The organism is Bradyrhizobium sp. BWC-3-1, assembly GCF_032917965.1.
In the GTDB taxonomy this organism is placed as follows: Bacteria; Pseudomonadota; Alphaproteobacteria; order Rhizobiales; family Xanthobacteraceae; genus Bradyrhizobium; species Bradyrhizobium canariense_D.
In genome coordinates this window covers 4,376,495-4,394,871 of sequence record NZ_CP136625.1, presented here as the reverse complement: position 1 = coordinate 4,394,871, position 18,377 = coordinate 4,376,495, and the positions used below count along the sequence as shown (strand labels likewise).

Annotated in this window: 13 protein-coding genes; all 13 read right to left on the bottom strand. The window is 65.3% G+C overall.

All coding sequences use genetic code 11. The features are described from left to right. Nucleotides 1-29 precede the first annotated feature (29 nt). The gene (gene bamA / locus RX329_RS21285; RefSeq protein WP_026232862.1) at nt 30-2,585 is read right to left on the bottom strand and encodes an outer membrane protein assembly factor BamA; all 2,556 of its coding nucleotides are present in this window, start codon (nt 2,583-2,585) and stop codon (nt 30-32) included. Nucleotides 2,586-2,772: 187 nt separating this feature from the next. Beyond that, nucleotides 2,773-3,924 (bottom strand): RIP metalloprotease RseP, encoded by a 1,152-nt coding sequence (rseP, locus tag RX329_RS21280; protein WP_085353280.1) that lies wholly within the window; start codon nt 3,922-3,924, stop codon nt 2,773-2,775. 44 nt (nt 3,925-3,968) lie between these two features. Continuing rightward, nucleotides 3,969-5,192: a 1-deoxy-D-xylulose-5-phosphate reductoisomerase gene (dxr, locus tag RX329_RS21275; RefSeq protein WP_317244143.1), complete on the bottom strand. Its 1,224-nt coding sequence runs from the start codon at nt 5,190-5,192 to the stop codon at nt 3,969-3,971. Nucleotides 5,193-5,196: 4 nt separating this feature from the next. Then, nucleotides 5,197-6,039 (bottom strand): phosphatidate cytidylyltransferase, encoded by an 843-nt coding sequence (locus RX329_RS21270; RefSeq protein ID WP_085353283.1) that lies wholly within the window; start codon nt 6,037-6,039, stop codon nt 5,197-5,199. Then, nucleotides 6,036-6,794: an isoprenyl transferase gene (locus RX329_RS21265; protein ID WP_085353284.1), complete on the bottom strand. Its 759-nt coding sequence runs from the start codon at nt 6,792-6,794 to the stop codon at nt 6,036-6,038. Before RX329_RS21265 ends, RX329_RS21270 begins: the two co-directional genes overlap by 4 nt. A gap of 112 nt (nt 6,795-6,906) precedes the next feature. Continuing rightward, the gene (gene frr, locus RX329_RS21260) at nt 6,907-7,470 is read right to left on the bottom strand and encodes a ribosome recycling factor (RefSeq protein WP_007603628.1); all 564 of its coding nucleotides are present in this window, start codon (nt 7,468-7,470) and stop codon (nt 6,907-6,909) included. 67 nt (nt 7,471-7,537) lie between these two features. After that, nucleotides 7,538-8,254, bottom strand: coding sequence for a UMP kinase (gene pyrH, locus RX329_RS21255; RefSeq protein ID WP_018455040.1), 717 nt, complete (start codon nt 8,252-8,254; stop codon nt 7,538-7,540). Between the two features lie 60 nt (nt 8,255-8,314). After that, entirely contained in the window at nt 8,315-9,238 is a 924-nt protein-coding gene (gene tsf, locus RX329_RS21250) for a translation elongation factor Ts (protein WP_018455041.1), read from the bottom strand. 131 nt (nt 9,239-9,369) lie between these two features. Beyond that, a complete protein-coding gene (locus tag RX329_RS21245; RefSeq protein WP_007603625.1) occupies nt 9,370-10,359 on the bottom strand; it encodes a 30S ribosomal protein S2 in 990 nt (329 codons plus the stop codon). A 219-nt stretch (nt 10,360-10,578) separates the two neighbouring features. Further along, complete coding sequence (locus RX329_RS21240) at nt 10,579-13,086, bottom strand: caspase domain-containing protein (RefSeq protein WP_317246383.1); 2,508 nt, start codon at nt 13,084-13,086, stop codon at nt 10,579-10,581. Nucleotides 13,087-13,277: 191 nt separating this feature from the next. Beyond that, the gene (locus RX329_RS21235; RefSeq protein ID WP_410706465.1) at nt 13,278-14,018 is read right to left on the bottom strand and encodes a carbonic anhydrase; all 741 of its coding nucleotides are present in this window, start codon (nt 14,016-14,018) and stop codon (nt 13,278-13,280) included. A 112-nt stretch (nt 14,019-14,130) separates the two neighbouring features. Next, on the bottom strand, nt 14,131-14,649 hold the full coding sequence (locus RX329_RS21230) for a hypothetical protein (RefSeq protein WP_317246433.1): 519 nt from the start codon (nt 14,647-14,649) through the stop codon (nt 14,131-14,133). 114 nt (nt 14,650-14,763) lie between these two features. Beyond that, nucleotides 14,764-18,261, bottom strand: a complete 3,498-nt coding sequence (gene dnaE / locus RX329_RS21225; RefSeq protein ID WP_317246382.1) for a DNA polymerase III subunit alpha — start codon at nt 18,259-18,261, stop codon at nt 14,764-14,766. Between the last annotated feature and the right edge of the window lie 116 nt (nt 18,262-18,377).

Sequence of the window (18,377 nt, the reverse complement as noted above, 5' to 3'; positions counted from 1 at the left end):
GTGGTCCGGATCGTGCCGTGCTGTTCGAATTAGAACGAGGTGCCGCCGCCGAACCGGAACTCCTGCGTACGGTCGTTCTTGCCCTTGGTCAGCGGCACCGCGTAGTCGAAGCGCAGCGGACCGAACGGCGAGGCCCAGATCAAGCCGACGCCGACCGACGACCGGACCGCATTGCCATTGTCATACACCAGGCCGGTGCAGGTTCCAGCCGAAGCGGGATTGACGGTCGACGGCGTGCAGCTCGAATTCTTGGTCGTGGTCAGTTCGTTGGTCACCGACCACGTCGTCGGTCCCTGATAGTCGAACAGTCCGCCGGCGTCGGCGTAGACGGCGCCCTTCAGACCCACTTCCTTCGGCAGGAACCAGAACGGCATCTGCAATTCGAGCGAAGCACCCCAATACTTGGTGCCGCCAAGCGCGTCCTGCGTACCGAAGGGGTTCAAATCGCGCGGTCCGATGCCGTTCGGGGCAAAGCCGCGGACGAGGTTCGGGCCCATCTGGAAATGATCGAGCATGCGTAGATCGCTGCCCATCTTGTTCAGCATGCCGCCCTGGAGGCGAACGAGACCGACGATATCGGAGACCAGCGGAGTGTAGTACTTCGCGTCAACCACAGTCTTCAGATAGGAGACGTCGCCGCCGACGCCGGCGAAGTCCTGCCGGAAATCGACCAGCAGACCGTCGGTGGGGTTCTTGTTGTTGTCGAGCGTGTTGTAGGTCAGCGTGTAGCCGAGCGCCGAGGTCAGGGTCTTGCCGTTGGCAAGCTCCTTGCGGACCGGCAGCGAGGCCTCGCCGTCGCTGTAGCAGCCGAGGCCGTTGGTCGAGGGAGCCAGAGGAATACCACTCGCCGCGGAGAAAGCCGGGCTTGGATTGAATGCCGGATTCGGAGTGACACCGTCGGCAAGGAACTGGTTGTTGTTACAGTTCGCGAGGTACGACGGCAGCGTGATTTCCTGCCGGTAGATCGAGTAGCGCACCTGCAGCGACAGATCTTCACGCAGGGAGAAACCGAGGCGCGGCGAGAAGCCGAGCGTCTTGGTGCCGTAGGAGATGTAGCTGTTGGACCTCTGCTCACGCTGATAGAGGTCGAGACCCAGCGCGACCCGGTAGTCGAGCAGATAGGGTTCGACGAACGACAGCGAGTAGCCGCGGGCATACTGGCCGTAGGTCACCGCCGCCTTGGCGAACAGGCCGCGGCCGAGCAAATTGCGTTCGGAGACCGAGACTTCGGCCAGCGCGCCGTCGGTGGTGGAATAACCGCCCGAGACCGAGAAGTCGCCGGTCGATTTCTCTTCCATGTCCACCAGCAGGATCACGCGGTCGCTCGACGAGCCGGGCTCCGTCGTGATCTTCACGCTCTTGAAATAGTCGAGGTTCTTCAAGCGGCGCTCGGCACGGTCGACCAGCGCGCGGTTGTAGGCATCGCCCTCGGAGACGTCGAACTCGCGACGAATCACGTAGTCGCGCGTGCGGGTGTTGCCGCGAAGGTTGATGCGCTCGATATAGGTGCGCGGACCCTCGTCGATGTTGAACACGACCGACACGGTGTGCGCCTCGAAATTGCGGTCGCCGCCGGGACGAACCACGGCGAAGGCGTAACCGCGACGCGAGGCCTCGATCTGCATCTCCTCGACCGACTTCTCGACCGATTCGACGTTGTAGAGCGAGCCGACATTGACGCGCGAATAGTTGCGCATCGAGGTGGGATCGAAGTTCGGAATGCTGGAGCGGAAGTCGATCGAGCCGACCCGGTATTGCGAGCCCTCCTCGATCTTGAAGGTAACGTTGAAACCCTTCTTTTCCGGATCGTATTCGGTGAGCGCGGCGACGACCTGGACGTCGGCGAAACCGTTCTTGAGATAGAAGCGGCGGATCAGGTCGCGGTCGGCCTCGACCCGATCGGGATCGTAGATGTCGCTGCTGGCGAGGAAGCTCAGCAGGTTGGATTCGTGCGTCTTGATGACGTCGCGCAGGCGGTAGGACGAGTACGCGTTGTTGCCGACGAACTCGATCGACTTGACGCCGGTCTTGGCGCCCTCCTCGACCGTGAAGACGAGATCGACGCGGTTGTTCGGCTGCTCGATGATTTCAGGCGTGACGCGAACGTCGTAACGGCCGGAGCGGCGATAGATTTCTGCGATTCGCAGGGTGTCGGACTGCACCATGGCGCGGGAGAAGGTGCCGCGCGCCTTGGACTGGACTTCACCGGTGAGCTGCTCGTCCTTGATCTTCTTGTTGCCCTCGAAGGCAATGCGGCCGATCACCGGGTTTTCCACCACGGAGACGACGATCTGGCCACCGGCCCCGCGGTTGATCCTGACGTCCTGGAACAGGCCGGTCTCGATCAACGCCTTGAGGCCGTCGTCGATGGCACCCTGATCCAGGCGACCGCCGGGACCCGGCTTGAAGTAGGAGCGGATCGTCTCCACCTCGACCCGGCGATTTCCTTCGACGGAAATCGACTGCACGGTCTGAGCAAGCGCAGACGAAGACACAAAGGCAGCCCCAACCGGGGCAAGCACCGGCGCGCCGAACATGATCAGGGTTGCGAGCAAGCCCCCCCGGAGTCGCAGTCCAAACTTCATTGCGCAACGCGCCCTTATCATTCCGTACCAGACCCAACCCCAACGCCGGTCTGGAGATTCCCCAAGTTCAAGCCGCTTGTAGACAATTTCACCGACGCCGCAAACGGTCGAGCGCGCCGTAATTTCATTTTCATTCCAAGACGTTGCCCAAGAGCAACGCCCGGGCAACGCCACAAAAAAGCCCCTATCAGGATGCGGCCATTCGCAGGATGTCGTTATAGGTCGCAAACACCATCAACATCAGCACCAAGCCAAGCCCGATTCGGAACCCCATCTCCTGGGTCCGCTCGGACAGGGGCCGACCACGGGCGACCTCCGCCGCATAGAACATAAGGTGACCGCCATCGAGCAGTGGGATCGGGAACAGATTCAGCAGGCCGATCGACACCGACAGCACCGCGCAGAGGTTGATCACGAACTGGAACCCGGCGCTGGCCGCCTGCCCTGACATCTTGGCAATGCCGAGCACGCCGCTGACCTCGTTCGGATTGCCGTTCCCGACGAACAACGAGCCCAGGAACTTGAAGGTGCTGGTGATGATGAACCAGACCTGCTCCACCCCAATCTTGAGCGCTTCGCCGACGCCGACCGGCGACGTCGAGGCCTCCCCGGCCTGAGACTTGTGTTCGACGCCGAGCACGCCGAGACGGTGGCTGTTGCCGAAGGGATCCTTGCGCTCGAGCAGCGCCGGCGTCGCGGTCAGCGACACGATGGAACCGTCGCGCTTGACCTGGAAGGCAAGCGGCGAACCAGCATTCATCGCAACCATGCGCTGCATGTCGGCAAAGCTTTCGATCGGCTTGCCGTCGATCTGGACGACGACGTCGCCGATCTTGAAGCCGGCTGCCGCCGCAGCGCCATCGGCGACGACACCGTCGACGCGCGCAATCGTGCTCGGCTTGCCGTAATACAGCGCCATGCCGGCGAAGATCAGCGCGCCCAGGATGAAATTGGCGATCGGTCCGGCGGCAACGATGGCGGCGCGCGGGCCGACCTTCTTGTGATGGAAGCTGCCGGCGCGCTCCTCGGCCGTCATGGCCGCGAGCTTCTCGGACGACGGCGTCGAAGCCTCGCTCTCGTCGCCGAAGAACTTGACGTAGCCGCCGAGCGGGATCGCCGAGATCTTCCACCGGGTGCCATGGCGGTCGTTGAAACCGACCAGCTCAGGTCCGAAACCGAGCGAAAAAGTTAACACGCGAACGCCTGCCCAGCGCGCGACCAGGAAATGGCCGAGCTCATGGAAGAACACGACGATGGTCAGGACGAACAGGAAGGGAACCGCGTACCCAAGGAGCCCATGGCTCAACGTATTGAAACTATGGACGAAAAAGTCGATCATCGAATTCCCTCATCCAGTGCCGCAAGGCGCTGGCCCCGAACCATCTAGGATGCCTTTAAGGCAATTTGAGGCAATAGGGCGGCAGCCCTATTTCGCGCAACATGGTCAACAGCGATTGCATCGTCCGCTGACGTCAGCGGCGCCTGGTTCCCGCTGCGGACCCAGTCATCCAGCGTCTCCTCCACCAGCCTGGCAATCGCCCCGAACCGGATCTTGCCGGCGATGAAGGCGGCGACCGCGACCTCGTTGGCGGCGTTGTAGACCGTGGTCGCCCCCTTCCCGGTCCGGAGAGAATCGAAGGCCAGGCGCAGCCCGGGGAAGCGCTCGAAATCTGGCGCCTCGAAGGTCAACTGGCCGATCTTGGCCAGATCGAGCTTGGCGGCCGGACCCTTGATACGGTCGGGCCAGCCGAGGCAATGCGCGATCGGCGTGCGCATGTCGGGTGAGCCGAGCTGGGCCACGACCGAGCAATCGGAGAACTCAACCATGCCGTGGATGATCGACTGCGGATGAACGAGGACGTCGATCTCGTCGGGCGAGAGCGCGAACAGATAGGAGGCCTCGATCACCTCGAGCCCCTTGTTCATCATCGAGGCGGAATCGATCGTGATCTTCTGGCCCATGCTCCAGTTCGGATGCTTCAGGGCTTGCGCGAGTGTCGCCTGCTCGATGTCGGCAGGCTTCCAGGTGCGGAAGGGGCCGCCGGAGGCCGTGATGATGACACGGACGAGCTCGTCGCGATTGCCCGAGGCGAGCGCCTGGAACAGCGCATTGTGCTCGGAATCCGCAGGCAGGATGCAGGCGCCCGCTTTCGCCGCGCGCTGCATGAAGAAATTACCAGCGCAGACGAGACATTCCTTGTTGGCGAGCGCGACATGCGCGCCGCGATCGACCGCCGCCAGTGCCGGCTTCAGCCCGGCCGCGCCACTCACGGCGGCCATCACCCAATCAGCCGGACGCGCGCCGGCCTCGATCACCGCGCTTTCACCGGCGCCGCATTCGGTGCCGGTGCCCGCGAGCGCAGCCTTGAGTTCGGCAAACTTGGAGGTGTCGGCGATCGCAACGAAGCGCGCGGAAAACTCCTTCGCGAGCTTTGCCAGCGCCTCGACATTGCTGTTCGCCGTTAGCGCCTCGACACGGTAGCGCTCGGGAGAGGCGCGCAGCAGATCCATCGTGCTGTCGCCGATCGAGCCGGTGGCGCCGAGAACCGTGACGCTGCGGACGCTCGATGCCGCAGCCTTGTTGTTACGCAATGGAACCGCGCTCATATCTTCACCAAACCATAAGACCGCTTCCGGCGCTATGCACACCATGGCGGAGGAAGCCGATAATCCATGCCACCAGAATGGCGGCGACAAAACCGTCCAGACGGTCCAATAGCCCGCCGTGGCCAGGAATTAAGTGACTGGAATCCTTGACGTCGAAGCGCCGCTTGACCGCGGATTCGAACAGATCGCCGCAGGCCGACACGATTGAGAGGACCGCGCTGACGAGCAGCAATGGAACTATCTTTCCAACCCCGCAAGCGGCAAAGGCGACCGCGACCAAAAGGCTCGCGGCAAAGCCGCCGAGCGCCCCTGACCAGGTCTTCTTCGGGCTCACGCGCGGCCACAGCTTCGGTCCGCCGATGCCGCGGCCGGCGAAATAGCCGCCGATATCGGTCGCCCACACCACGAGCAGCACGAACATCAGCGCGGCGAAGCCGTTCACGAAATCCTTCCGCAGCAGGATCGAGGCGAGTAGCGCCGCCGACGCATAGGCAAATCCGGAGGCCGCCCAGACGAACTTGCCCCGCGCGATCACCGTCACGACCGCCCCGCCAATCAGGCCGGTGATGATTGCGGTCTTCAGCGCGCCGAAGGCAACGCACAAGCCCATCGTGGCGATGACGATCGTCCCCGCCCCGGTCAGCGCGGTCGAGCCTGCGCCAACCACCATCAGCCATTCCGCGAACAGTCCGATCGACACCAGGGTGACGAGAAGCGCCCACAGCCAGCCGCCGGCATAAGCGAGCGCAATGGCGAGCGGCGCCAGCACCAGCGCCGCGAGGATTCGCATCACGAGATTGCTCGGGGCAGGCTGAGAGCCGGCCGGTGCGGAGTTGGGCTCGCTCACGAGGCGGTTTTCGCGACCAGGCCGCCGAAACGGCGCTCGCGCCTGGCGAATTCGGCGATTGCGCCTTCCAGCGCCGCCTTGTCGAAATCGGGCCAGTGAATCGGCACGAAGACAAGCTCGCTATAGGCGGCCTGCCACATCAGGAAGTTGGACAGGCGCTGCTCGCCACTGGTGCGGATGATGAGATCGGGATCGGGAATGTCGGGCGCGTCGAGATGCGCCCCCAGTGTCTCGGCATCGATCGTGTCAGGATTGCGCCGGCCCTCGGCGACTTCGCGCGCGAGCTTCTGCGCCGCCTTCGCGATCTCCTGCCGGGAGCCGTAATTGAATGCGACGACGAGCGTGAGGCGCGTGTTATCGCGCGTCAGTTCCTCCGCCTCATTGAGAAGTGCGCAGATGTCGCCCTCCAGCCCATCCCGCTCGCCGATGATGCGTACCTTGACGCCGTCGCGATGCAAGCTCGCCAGATCGTTGCGGATGAAGCGGCGCAACAGGCCGAACAGATCGCCGATCTCGCTCGCCGGACGCGACCAGTTTTCCGAGCTGAAGGAGAAGATGGTGAGATAGCGGATGCCAAGTTCATGCGACGCCCGAACCACGCGACGCAGGGCCTCCACGCCGCGGCGATGGCCCTCCGCCCGTGGCAAGCCGCGCGCGGCCGCCCAACGTCCGTTGCCATCCATGATGATGGCGACATGCGCAGGCGCATCGGACCGTTCTGGTCCTTCCGTTGCGGGCGCGGCGGCGTTGGACATGAGGCTGCCTTAAAGCATGATCCGGACCCGAAGGGCCGCGTTAGCGCAAAGTGCGAAGCGGTTTTCCGTAAATCATGCGCGAACAATAACCTAGAGCGCGATCCATCGTGCTTTAGACGGTGAGGATTTCTTTTTCCTTGGCGGCCAGCAACTGGTCGATCTCGGAGATCGTGCCGTCGGTCGCCTTCTGCACCTCGTCGGCGTGGCGCTTCTGATCGTCCTCGGACATCTCGTGATTCTTCTCGAGCTTCTTGAGAACGTCGAGACCGTCGCGGCGGACGTGGCGCGCAGCGACCTTGGCGGCTTCCGCGTATTTGTGCGCGACCTTGACGAGCTCCTTGCGACGCTCCTCATTGAGTTCGGGGATGCGCAGGCGCAGAACCTGCCCTTCAGTCGCCGGCGACAGGCCGAGATTGGAATCGACGATCGCCTTCTCCACCGCCTTGACCATCGACTTGTCCCAGACCTGCACCGAAATCAGGCGCGGCTCCGGCACGCTGACGGTGGCGAGCTGGTTCAGCGGCATGTGGCTGCCATAGGCGTCGACCTGCACCGGATCGAGCATCGAGGCGGAGGCGCGACCGGTGCGCAGGCCGCCAAGCTCGTGCTTGAGCGACTGGATCGCGCCCTGCATGCGGCGCTTGACTTCGTTGAGATCGAAATTGTCCGTGGCCATCACGTTTCTCCTTCAAAATCCCGGCGACCTCTCCGCACCCCTTCTCTGAGGGTGCAACGACAAGCCGTCAGCCGGCGACAATGGTTCCGTGGCCGCCGCCACGCAGTACAGCACCGATCGAGCCCGGCTCCGCGATCGAGAACACGATGATAGGCAGCGACGTCTCGCGGGCAAGCGCGAAGGCGGTCGCATCCATCACCTTGTAGCCGCCCTCGATCGCCTGCGAATGCGTCAGACGGTCGAATCGCGTCGCCGTCGGGTCTTTCTTCGGGTCGGCCGAGTAGACACCGTCGACATTGGTCGCCTTCAGAACCGCCTGGGCGCCGATCTCGGCTGCGCGCAGCACCGCGGTCGTGTCCGTGGTGAAGAACGGATTACCGGTTCCGCCGCCGAGCAGCACGATCCGGCCCTCGGCGAGGTATTTATGTGCCGCGGTGCGGGTGAACAGCTCGGAAATCTCGGGCATGACGAAGGCCGACAGCGTGCGCGCAGGCGTGCCCTTGCGCTCGATCGTGGCCTCGAGCGCGAGGCAGTTCATCATCGTCGCGAGCATGCCCATGGTATCACCGGTCGGGCGCGACACGCCGCGCGAGGAGACCTCGACGCCGCGAAAGAGATTGCCCCCGCCGATGACGACGGCGACTTCGGTGCCGAGGTGGCGAGCGGCGATCAGATCGTCGGCGACCCGGTCGATGGTCGGTTGATCGATGCCAAAACCCTGCGGTCCGGCGAGATATTCGCCGGACAGCTTGATCACGACGCGACGATAGACCGGATCAGTCATGAGCACTTTCCTTGTCCGGGCGCCGCTTCCGGCGGCACGCCGGAAGGAACGTTCCGGCGCTTACTTCTTGCCGCTGGCCGCCGCGACCTCGGCCGCGAAGTCGCTTTCCTGCTTCTCGATTCCCTCACCGAGAGCATAGCGCACAAAGCCCGCGATTTTCACCGCGCCGCCGACCTTGCCTTCGGCTTCCTTCACCGCCTGCGCCACCGACTTCCCGGTGTCGTGGATGAAGGCCTGCTCGAGCAGGCAAACTTCCTTGTAATAGGTCTTCAGGCCGGACTCGACGATCTTCTCGATCACGTTCTCGGGCTTGCCCTGCTGGCGATATTTGTCGGCGAGCACGTCCTTCTCGCGCTTGACGACCGCCGGATCGAGACCGGACGGATCCAGCGCCAGCGGGTTGGCGGCCGCGACATGCATCGCGATCTGGCGGCCAAGCGTTGCGAGCTCGTCGGCCTTGCCGGGGGATTCCAGTGCCACGATCACGCCCATCTTGCCGGCGCCCTCGACCACCGCGCCATGGACGTAGCTCGACACCACGCCCTGGCTGACCTCGAGCGAAGCTGCGCGGCGCAGCGTCATGTTCTCGCCGATGGTGGCGATTGCGTCATTGATCGCAGTTTCGATCGTGACGTCGCCGACCTTGGCGGCCTTGATCTTGTCGACATCGGCGCCGGTGTTGAATGCGACCTGGGCGATCATCTTGACGAGGCCCTGGAACTGGCCGTTGCGCGCGACGAAGTCAGTCTCGGAATTGACTTCGACCACGACGCCCTTGTTGCCCTTGGTGAGCGCGCCGATCAGACCCTCGGCGGCGACGCGGCCCGACTTCTTGGCGGCCTTCGACAGGCCCTTCTTGCGCAGCCAATCCTGCGCCGCTTCCATGTTGCCGTCGTTTTCGGTCAGCGCGGCCTTGCAGTCCATCATGCCTGCGCCGGTCGACTCGCGCAGGTCCTTGACCATCGCAGCTGTGATCGTTGCCATCGTTCAAAATCCTTTTTGCCTGCCGGTTTGCCGCGGCGCGGCCAGATCGCCTCGCCGCGGTCCATCTCAGGAATTCGCGTCAACTGAAATGGTGGCCGGAGCTTGTCCGGCCAACCCATCGCTCTTTTTGACTATTCCGCTTCCGCGGTCAGCGCCTTGGCCTTGGCCACCCAGGCGTCCGCGCGGCTCGGCAGGCCGACTTCTTCGCCGATCTTGTGCGCGGTATCGTGATCGAGCTCAGCCAGCTGCCAGAAGTGGAAGATGCCGAGATCGTTGAACTTCTTCTCGATCGCGCCCGACACGCCCGGGAGCTTCTTGAGGTCGTCGGACGTCCCGCGCGGGCCGGCAAGGCCTTGGAAGCCGCTCGTGGCGGGCAGCTCTTCTGCGACCGGCCGAACCGAAGCACCGACGTCGATTCCGGAATCGCCCTGCGCGCGTGAAATGCCGTCAATCGCTGCGCGCGCGATCAGATCGCAATAGAGCGCAATCGCGCGGCCGGCGTCGTCATTTCCCGGCACCACATAAGTGATGCCCTTCGGATCCGAATTGGTGTCGACGATCGCCGCGACCGGAATGTTGAGCCGCTGGGCTTCCTGGATCGCGATGTCTTCCTTGTTGGTGTCGATCACGAAGATCAGGTCGGGCAGACCGCCCATGTCCTTGATGCCGCCGAGCGAGCGGTCGAGCTTGTCGCGCTCGCGCTGAAGGGTCAGGCGCTCCTTCTTGGTGTAGGAGGAGGCATCGCCGCCGGCGAGCACGTCGTCGAGATGACGCAGGCGCTTGATCGAGCCCGAGATCGTCTTCCAGTTGGTCAGCGTGCCGCCGAGCCAGCGCGAATTGACGAAGTACTGAGCGCAGCGCTTGGCCGCGTCGGCAACGCCGTCCTGCGCCTGGCGCTTGGTGCCGACGAACAGGATGCGGCCGCCCTTGGCGACGGTGTCGCTGACCGCCTGCAAGGCGTTGTGCAGCAACGGCACGGTCTGCGCGAGGTCGACGATGTGGATGTTGTTGCGGGCGCCGAAAATGAACGGCGCCATTTTCGGATTCCAGCGGTGAGACTGGTGACCAAAGTGCACGCCGGCTTCGAGGAGCTGACGCATAGTGAAATCGGGTAGTGCCATCGTTCTAATTCTCCGGTTGGTTCCTCCGGAAGCGTGTGAGCAGGACAGAGCGTTGTCGCCCCGGCTGCCACCGGACGGCCTTGTGAGCCATGCTTCCGTGTGAGATGGCGCGGTGTATAGCGCGATTTCGGCCAGAAGCAAGGAAATAAGGGCCTTTCGGGGCGGCTTTCGCCCGCAAGAGGCCCCCTTCCGTAAAGATCGCTCCGGCCTAGCCCCTGCCTAGCATCTGGGCTGGTTCGGCGGGCACTTCTTTGCCGCCGGCGGCGGAGCCGGAGGACGCGGTGGAGGTGCTGCCGGGCGCGGCGGCGGCGGTGGCGCGACGGCCATCCGGGGCGGCGGAGGTGGCGCCGGCCGGGCGACCGGCGGCGGCGGCGCGGGCCGCGCCATTGGCGGCGGCGCCGGTCGAGCAACCGCCACGGGTGGAGCCGCCCGTGGCGGTGGCGGCGGCGCAACACGCGGCGGAGGCGGAGGCGCCGGCCGCGCCACGGCCTGAGACCGCGGTGGTGGCGCCGACGGCCGGGCAGCCTGGGCGGGAGCTGCGGTCGGCTGATGCTGCGGCCTGATCGGCTCCCGCGCCGCCGAGGGCGGCGGCGTGACCGGTCGTCCAACTGCGCCAGGAGGCGTGCGGGCAGCAGGCGGCGAACCAGCCGGCTCGCGGGTCGCGGACTTGCCATGGTCCCCAGGCCCGGTCCCGGTCCCGGGCGGGGCCTGGGCCACCGGCGGCTTCGGCGGTTGGCCGGGCACAGCGGCCGGGTTTGTCGCCGTGGGCGCAGTCGCCGGCGCGGCGGCGGTCGGCGCACCGGGATGACCCGGCGGCGTGGTGCCGGGAGCAGCAGTCGTCGGCGCTCCCGCAGGCCCTCCCGGATGGGTCGGCGGCGGTGTGCCGGGAGCAGTGGCCGTGGGCAGCCCGGGTCTGCCGCCCGGCAGTGGCCCGGCTCCCGCTGGCGGTACAGGTGGACCGCCATGGGTGCCGGGAACCGGCAGGGTGTTGGCTTGGGGCAGCTTGGCCGGTGGCGTGGCAAGCGGACTGGCAGGTGGAGTCGTAGGTGGCGTACCGGTCGGTGCGGCATTGGCCGGCCTGGCCGGAGGCATTCCTGGCCTCGCCGTCGGCTGCATCGTCGCGCTCGGCGGCATCGGCGCCTTGCCCTGCTGAATCAGGGCGGCGCGCTGCACGACCGCCTGCGGCATGGCGGGACCAGCCGGATTGGTGCGCCCGGCAATGGCTGGCGCGAGATTGCCCGCTCCGGCACCCGCACCCGCACCCGCCGGCGGTGCCGGCGGCTGGTTGATCACCGTGTTGATGACCGTCCTGTTATGGATGTTCTGATAGATGATGTTGTTCGGGGGCGGTGCGACATAGACCGGCGGCCTGACGAACACAGGAATTGGCACGAACATCGGCTGCGGCAGCACGAACAGGCCGACCACCGGCATCGGCGGCGACAGCACGACGAAATCCGGCGGCGGCGGTGGCAGATAATAGACCGGCGGCGGCGGTGGCGGCGCAAAGCCAAAATCCGGATCGCTGAAATACAGCACGGGACGCTCGACATAGACCACCTCCTCCGGCGGCGGTGGCGGCACGTCGTAGTCGATCATCGCGAAGCTCGGCGGCGGCTCGGCCGGCGCGGTGAGAATCGCCAAGCGCCGGCGCGCATCCGCCGCATGCGGACCGCGCGGATAGCGACGCAGATACGACCAATAGGCCTCCGGCGTGTCGGTCCGATAGGTCCGCCGCCAGGTGATGGCCTCGCGGCGCGCCGCGACGATCACCATCACGCGCTTCGACAGCGGGTCGCCGGGATAGGCGGAGAGAAACTCTTCGTAGGCCGGCAGCGTGTCGCGCGTGAGCGCGGCGGCATAGGCATCCTGCACGCCGAGATCGCGGATCGGCTTGTTGCGCATCGCGGCGACTTGGTCGGGTGCGGCCTCAGGCGGCGGCGCGTCAGGTCCGCGCTCGAAGAACGAGAATTGCGCCGATATCTTCTGCTCGTTCCAGGGCACTTGCGCGCCCTTGCTGGCCTCGTTGACGCGCAGGCGAACGCGGTCGAACACCTCAGGCAGCGGTAGGCCGCCGGTGCGGATCATCTCCGCCAGCGACTGCGCATAGATGCCGTAAGGTCCAGGCTCCTCGGGCGCCACCGTGCCGGGCGCGGCGTTGAACGCGATCAGCATGTTGGCGTCGGGCTCGACCAGCGCAAGTCCGCTCGCGATCTGCTGGCCGCCCTCCACGAAGGGCTGCGCCCGCGCAGCGTCGAGCACGACGATGTTGGCCTTGAGCGGAACGGAGGCGAGCTGGCGGAGATAGTCGCCGATGCGCAGGCCTTCGGTCGGAATGTCGGTGTCGCGGGTGATGTTGGAATCGACCGGGATGAAGTAGTTCTCACCGGCAAGTTGCACGCCATAGCCGGCGAGGTAGACCATCGCGACGGTGCCCGGTCCGGAGGCCTGCGCCTTCTGGATGAAATCGCGAAAGCTCTTGCGCAGCGTGTCGCCGTCGAGATCGCGGGCGCCGACGACGTCGAAGCCCGCCGCCTGCAGCGTCTGCGCGATCAGGCCGGCATCGTTTGCCGTCGTCGCCAGCGGCGACTTGGCATAGGCGCCGTTGCCGACCACGAGCGCCATACGCTTTTCCTGCTGCTGTGCACGCGCCGGATCCGGCGCGCCCGCGGCAAGGACCGCGATTGGCAGGAGAAGGCAAATGAAGGCTCGGAGCGTCCCACGCATGACTTGCTTGCCCGTTTTTGTTGTTGAGATGCCGCCACGCATCAGACGCGTGGCGAGCTGAATGACACTTGAACGAAAGGCTTCCAAATAACGAAGGCTTGGATTGAGGCGGCGGCATGGCGCCCGGCACCAACGCCAGGGCGCCTGCGTCAGCCTCGCGACAACGAACCGGCGCGAGCCGGTTCGTCTCGTCAGACCTGCGCGATCAGGTCGACCGTTCCCGTCGTGAGCCGATAGATGCCGCCGACGACCTTCAGCTTGCCCTGCTCCACGGCCGCATTGAGGATCGGCGCTGCCGACTTCAGCTTCGCGACGTTGTCGATGACGTTCTGCCGGATCGCCTTGTCGAGGACGTCCCCACCCTGCTGCATCGCAGCCTTCGCTGCAGGCGTGATCGCATCGACCAGCGATGGAATATGGCCCGGCGGCGGCTTGTTGTCCTTGATCGCCTTCAGCGTCGCATCGACCGCGCCGCAAGCGTCATGGCCGAGCACGAGGATCAGCGGCGCATTCAGCACGGCCACCGCGTATTCCATGCTGGCGATGGTTTCGGTGCCGGCAAAATTTCCGGCGACGCGGCAAACGAACAGATCGCCGCGGCCAGTGTCGAAGGCATATTCCGGCGCGATGCGCGAATCGGCACAGCTCAGTACGGCCGCGAACGGATTCTGTCCGCCGACCAACGCCTCGCGCTCGTGCTTGAAATCGTGCCGCCGCGACACGCCGTCGACATAGCGGGCATTGCCTTCCGTCAGGCGCTTCAATGATGCGTCGGGCGACAGCACGTTCTGCGGCTTGGGCGGCGCCTTGGTCTCTTTGGCGAAGGCTCTGCCGGTCAGGGCGAGGCCGAGCGCCGAGGCACCCAACAACATCGCGGATCGTCGCGACGGCGCGATCCTCTCATGTGGGGATTCATAGCACTTGTCGCACATGTCACGTTCCCTCCCGGCGCGATGGACGAACGGCCTCACGGCGATCATAGCCGCAACGCTGTGACGACACCACAAATGACGGTGCGGGCGGAGCTCGAATTTCGCGCGGAGGCTATTCTGCCAACCGAAGCTCTGCGATCGTCGTCCTGGCGGCCGATTCATCCAAGGGCAGGAAATCCAGCGGCCCCTGATTTTTATAGCCGGACGTCATCGCAAGCGTGAGACCCCAGCCCAGCACCCCCGTGCTCGCATTCGCGATCATGGCGCTCTTAAGCTGACTGAAGCGCGCTACGAAGAACACGGTCTGGCCGGACTGAGCCGAAAAGTCCACGCGCGTGACGCCGAGCGCCGCCTCCTCTGCTACGAACTGGTGCTGGCCTGCCGGGCGATCGACATAGACATATGTCCCGGTCTTCAGGCCCTTGATCGGCGTACCGTCGAGGGAAAATTCCCAGTCCGGATCGCCGATGCCGCCGAAGCCTTTCTCGCGAAACACGACGACACGGGCCTGCCCGGCTTTCGGCGGACCCAGCTTTCGTACCGTCTCCGAATATCCAAGCCCGCTCCTCGCCGTCTCACAGCCGCACAGCAGTGCCGCAGCCACGAGCAATACCAGCCCACGCAATAGCATCACGCCCCCAAATTTTCCCCGAGTGCATGCTAACCGAAAACAGCGAAAGGTTGCAACAGGGCCGCCGCATGTCCCGCGCAAGACATACAGCCGCCTGCAACACCGTGCGCGTTGCTAGAGCTGCTGCACGTCCACCACACCGGCGACCGCCTTGATGGCGCCGGCGATCTGCGGCGAGACCTTGAAGCGGCCGGGCAGCTTCATCTCGACCTCGGTTTCGAGGTCGAGCATCATGACCAGCGAGACCTCGCCGTCGCCGTTGGAGCGGGGCGCGATGCCCGGACTGCCGACCTTCGGCGCGGCGCCGTTCGCCATGTCGGGGCCGGCGAGACGCTTGGCGATCGATTCCAGCGGCTTGGTGTCGCGCACGAAGATGCGCAGGCCCTTCTGCGTCTTGGCCGCGGCCTCGTCCAGCGGCTCGGCGTGCAGCACGCGCGCGCGGACGTCCTCGCCCTGGAGCTCGGCGCCGAGCTGGAGCAGCACCGCGGCGCCCGGTTCCAGGACGTCGCGATATTGCGCGAGGCCTTCGGAGAACAGCACCGCCTCAAAGTGACCCGTGGGATCAGAGAGCCCCATGATGCCCATCTTGTTGCCGGTCTTGGTCCGCCGCTCCATGCGCGACACCACGGTGGCCGCGACCTTGCCGGCGGTGGCGCCGGTCTTCACCGCGCGGGAGAACTCGGCCCAGGACTGCACGCGCAGCCGCTTCAGCACGGTGGCGTAATCGTCGAGCGGATGTCCCGACAGGAAGAAGCCGATCGCGTCATATTCGCGGCGCAGCCGCTCGGCCGGCAACCAGGGCTCGATCTGCGGCAGCATGATGGTCGGCGCGTCGGCCGAGCTGCCGAACATGTCGTTCTGGCCGATGGTTGCAGCTTCGTTCGCCCGCTGGCATGCGGCGAGAATCGAGTCGGCGCCGGCGAAGACCCGCGCCCTGTTCGGCTCCAGCGTGTCGAAGGCGCCCGCGGCGGCGAGGCTTTCGATGATGCGCTTGTTGATCGCGCGCGGCGACACCCGCGCGGCAAAGTCGGCGAGCGAGGTGAACATGCCGTTTTTGGTCCGCTCCGCGATGATCTGCTCGACGGCCGCAATACCGACGCCCTTCAGCGCCGCGAGCGCGTAGTAGATGGTCTTGTCGCCGACTTCGAAAGTCGCGCCGGAACGGTTGACATTGGGCGGCTCGACCTTGATGCCGAGGCGCTGCGCCTCGGCGCGGAATTCGGACAGCTTGTCGGTATTGTTGAGATCAAGCGTCATCGACGCGGCGATGAACTCCACCGGGTAATGCGCCTTCATGTAGGCGGTGTGGTAGGACACCAGCGCATAGGCCGCCGCGTGGCTCTTGTTGAAGCCGTAGTCGGCGAATTTCGCCAGCAGCTCGAAGATGGTATCGGCCTGCCCCTTCGGCACGCCGTTCTTCACTGCGCCTGCGACGAAGATCTCGCGCTGCTTCTCCATCTCGGCGCGGATCTTCTTGCCCATGGCGCGGCGCAGCAGGTCGGCGTCGCCAAGCGAATAGCCCGACATCACCTGCGCGATCTGCATCACCTGTTCCTGGTAGATGATGACGCCGAAGGTCTCCTTGAGAATCGGCTCCAGCACGGGGTGGAGATATTCCGGCTCCTCGTCGCCGTGCTTGCGCGCGCAATAGGTCGGGATGTTCGCCATCGGACCCGGTCGATAGAGCGCGACCAGCGCGATGATGTCCTCGAAACGGTCGGGGCGCATGTCGACCAGCGCGCGCCGCATGCCCTGGCTTTCAACCTGGAACACGCCGACCACCTCGCCGCGCGCCAGCATCTGGTAGCTTTCGGCATCGTCGATCGGCAGCGTCGCGAGATCGACGTGGATGTTGCGCGGCTTGAGCAGTTTGCACGCGACGTCGAGTACGGTCAGCGTTTTCAGGCCGAGGAAGTCGAACTTCACGAGGCCCGCGGGCTCGACCCATTTCATGTTGAACTGGGTCACCGGCATGTCGGATTTGGGATCGCGATACATCGGCACGAGTTCGCTCAGCGGGCGATCGCCGATCACGATGCCGGCCGCGTGCGTCGAGGCGTGACGGGTCAGGCCTTCGAGGCGCTGCGCGATGTCGAAGGCGCGCGCCACCACCGGATCCTCGTCGCGGAACGCCTGGAGTTTTGGCTCGCTCTCGATCGCGGCGGCCAGCGTCACCGGCGCGGCCGGATTCTGCGGCACGAGTTTTGTGAGCTTGTCGACCTGGCCATAGGGCATCTGCAGCACGCGGCCGACGTCGCGCAGCACGCCGCGCGCCTGCAGCGTCCCGAAGGTGATGATCTGCGCGACCTGGTCGCGACCGTAGCGCTCCTGGACGTACCTGATCACCTCGCCGCGGCGATCCTGGCAGAAGTCGATGTCGAAGTCCGGCATCGAGACGCGTTCCGGATTAAGGAAGCGCTCGAACAGCAGGCCGAACTTGATCGGGTCGAGGTCGGTGATGGTCAGCGCCCACGCCACCAGCGAGCCTGCGCCGGAGCCGCGGCCCGGCCCGACCGGAATGCCCTGGCCCTTTGCCCATTTGATGAAGTCGGAGACGATCAGAAAGTAGCCCGCGTATTTCATGCGCATGATGACGTCGAGCTCGAACGCAAGCCGCGCGTTGTAATCTTCTTCCGTCGTGCCTTGCGAGAGGCCGTGCACGCGCAGGCGGTTGGCGAGCCCCTCCTCCGCCTGCCGCTTCAATTCGGCCGCCTCGACTGCGGCGGCATCGGAGCTTGCGGCAGCGCCGACCGTGAAGAACGGCAGGATCGGCTTGCGCGTCATCGGCCGGAACGAGCAGCGCTCGGCGATCTCCACCGTCGAGGCCAGCGCCTCCGGAATGTCGGCGAACAGCACCGCCATCTCGGCGCGGGTCTTGAAGCGGTGATCGGGCGTGAGCTGCTCGCGCTCGGTCTCCGCGATCAGCCGCCCGCCGGCGATGCAGAGCAGCGCGTCATGGGCTTCATAATCGTCGGTCGTGGCGAAATACGGCTCGTTGGTCGCAACCAGCGGCAGGCCCTTGGTGTAGGCGATGTCAATCAGGCTGCTTTCGACCCGCCGCTCCTTCTCGATGTTGTGGCGCTGCAATTCGATGTAGAGACGGTCTCCGAACAGGCTGGCCAGACGCTCGCAGCGCGCCGCCGCGAGCTCGGTATAACCGCCGGCAAGCGCCAGCGAGATCGGTCCGTCCGGACCGCCCGTCAGCGCGATCAGACCTTCGGTCTCGCCTTCGAGCCAGTCGAACTTGATGTGGGGAGCATGAGTGTCGGGCGTCTCCAGGAACGCGCGCGAGTTCAGCCGCATCAGGCTGCGATAGCCGCGCTCCTGCGCGGCCAGCAGCACCACGCGCGAGGGCAGCAGCACGTTGCGCGCATTGGGATCCTGGTCGCCGAACTCGATCGCGATCTCGCAGCCCACGATCGGCTGGATACCGGAGCCCGCCATCTTGTCGGAGAACTCCAGCGCACCGAACATGTTGTCGGTGTCGGTCAACGCCAGCGCCGGCTGATGGTCTTTCTTCGCTAGCTCGGCGAGCTTGGCGATCTTGATCGAGCCCTTGAGCAGCGAATAGGCCGAGTGAACGTGAAGGTGGACAAATCCGGCGCTCGGCATGGTCGCGTGACGGCCTCTTGCAGATGAGATGGAGCGGTCACCGGCACCGGAGGCATCCTGCACTCGCCCGGCCGACTCGCCTCATAATGGTGGGGCGTCATGGTGCCAGAGTCCAC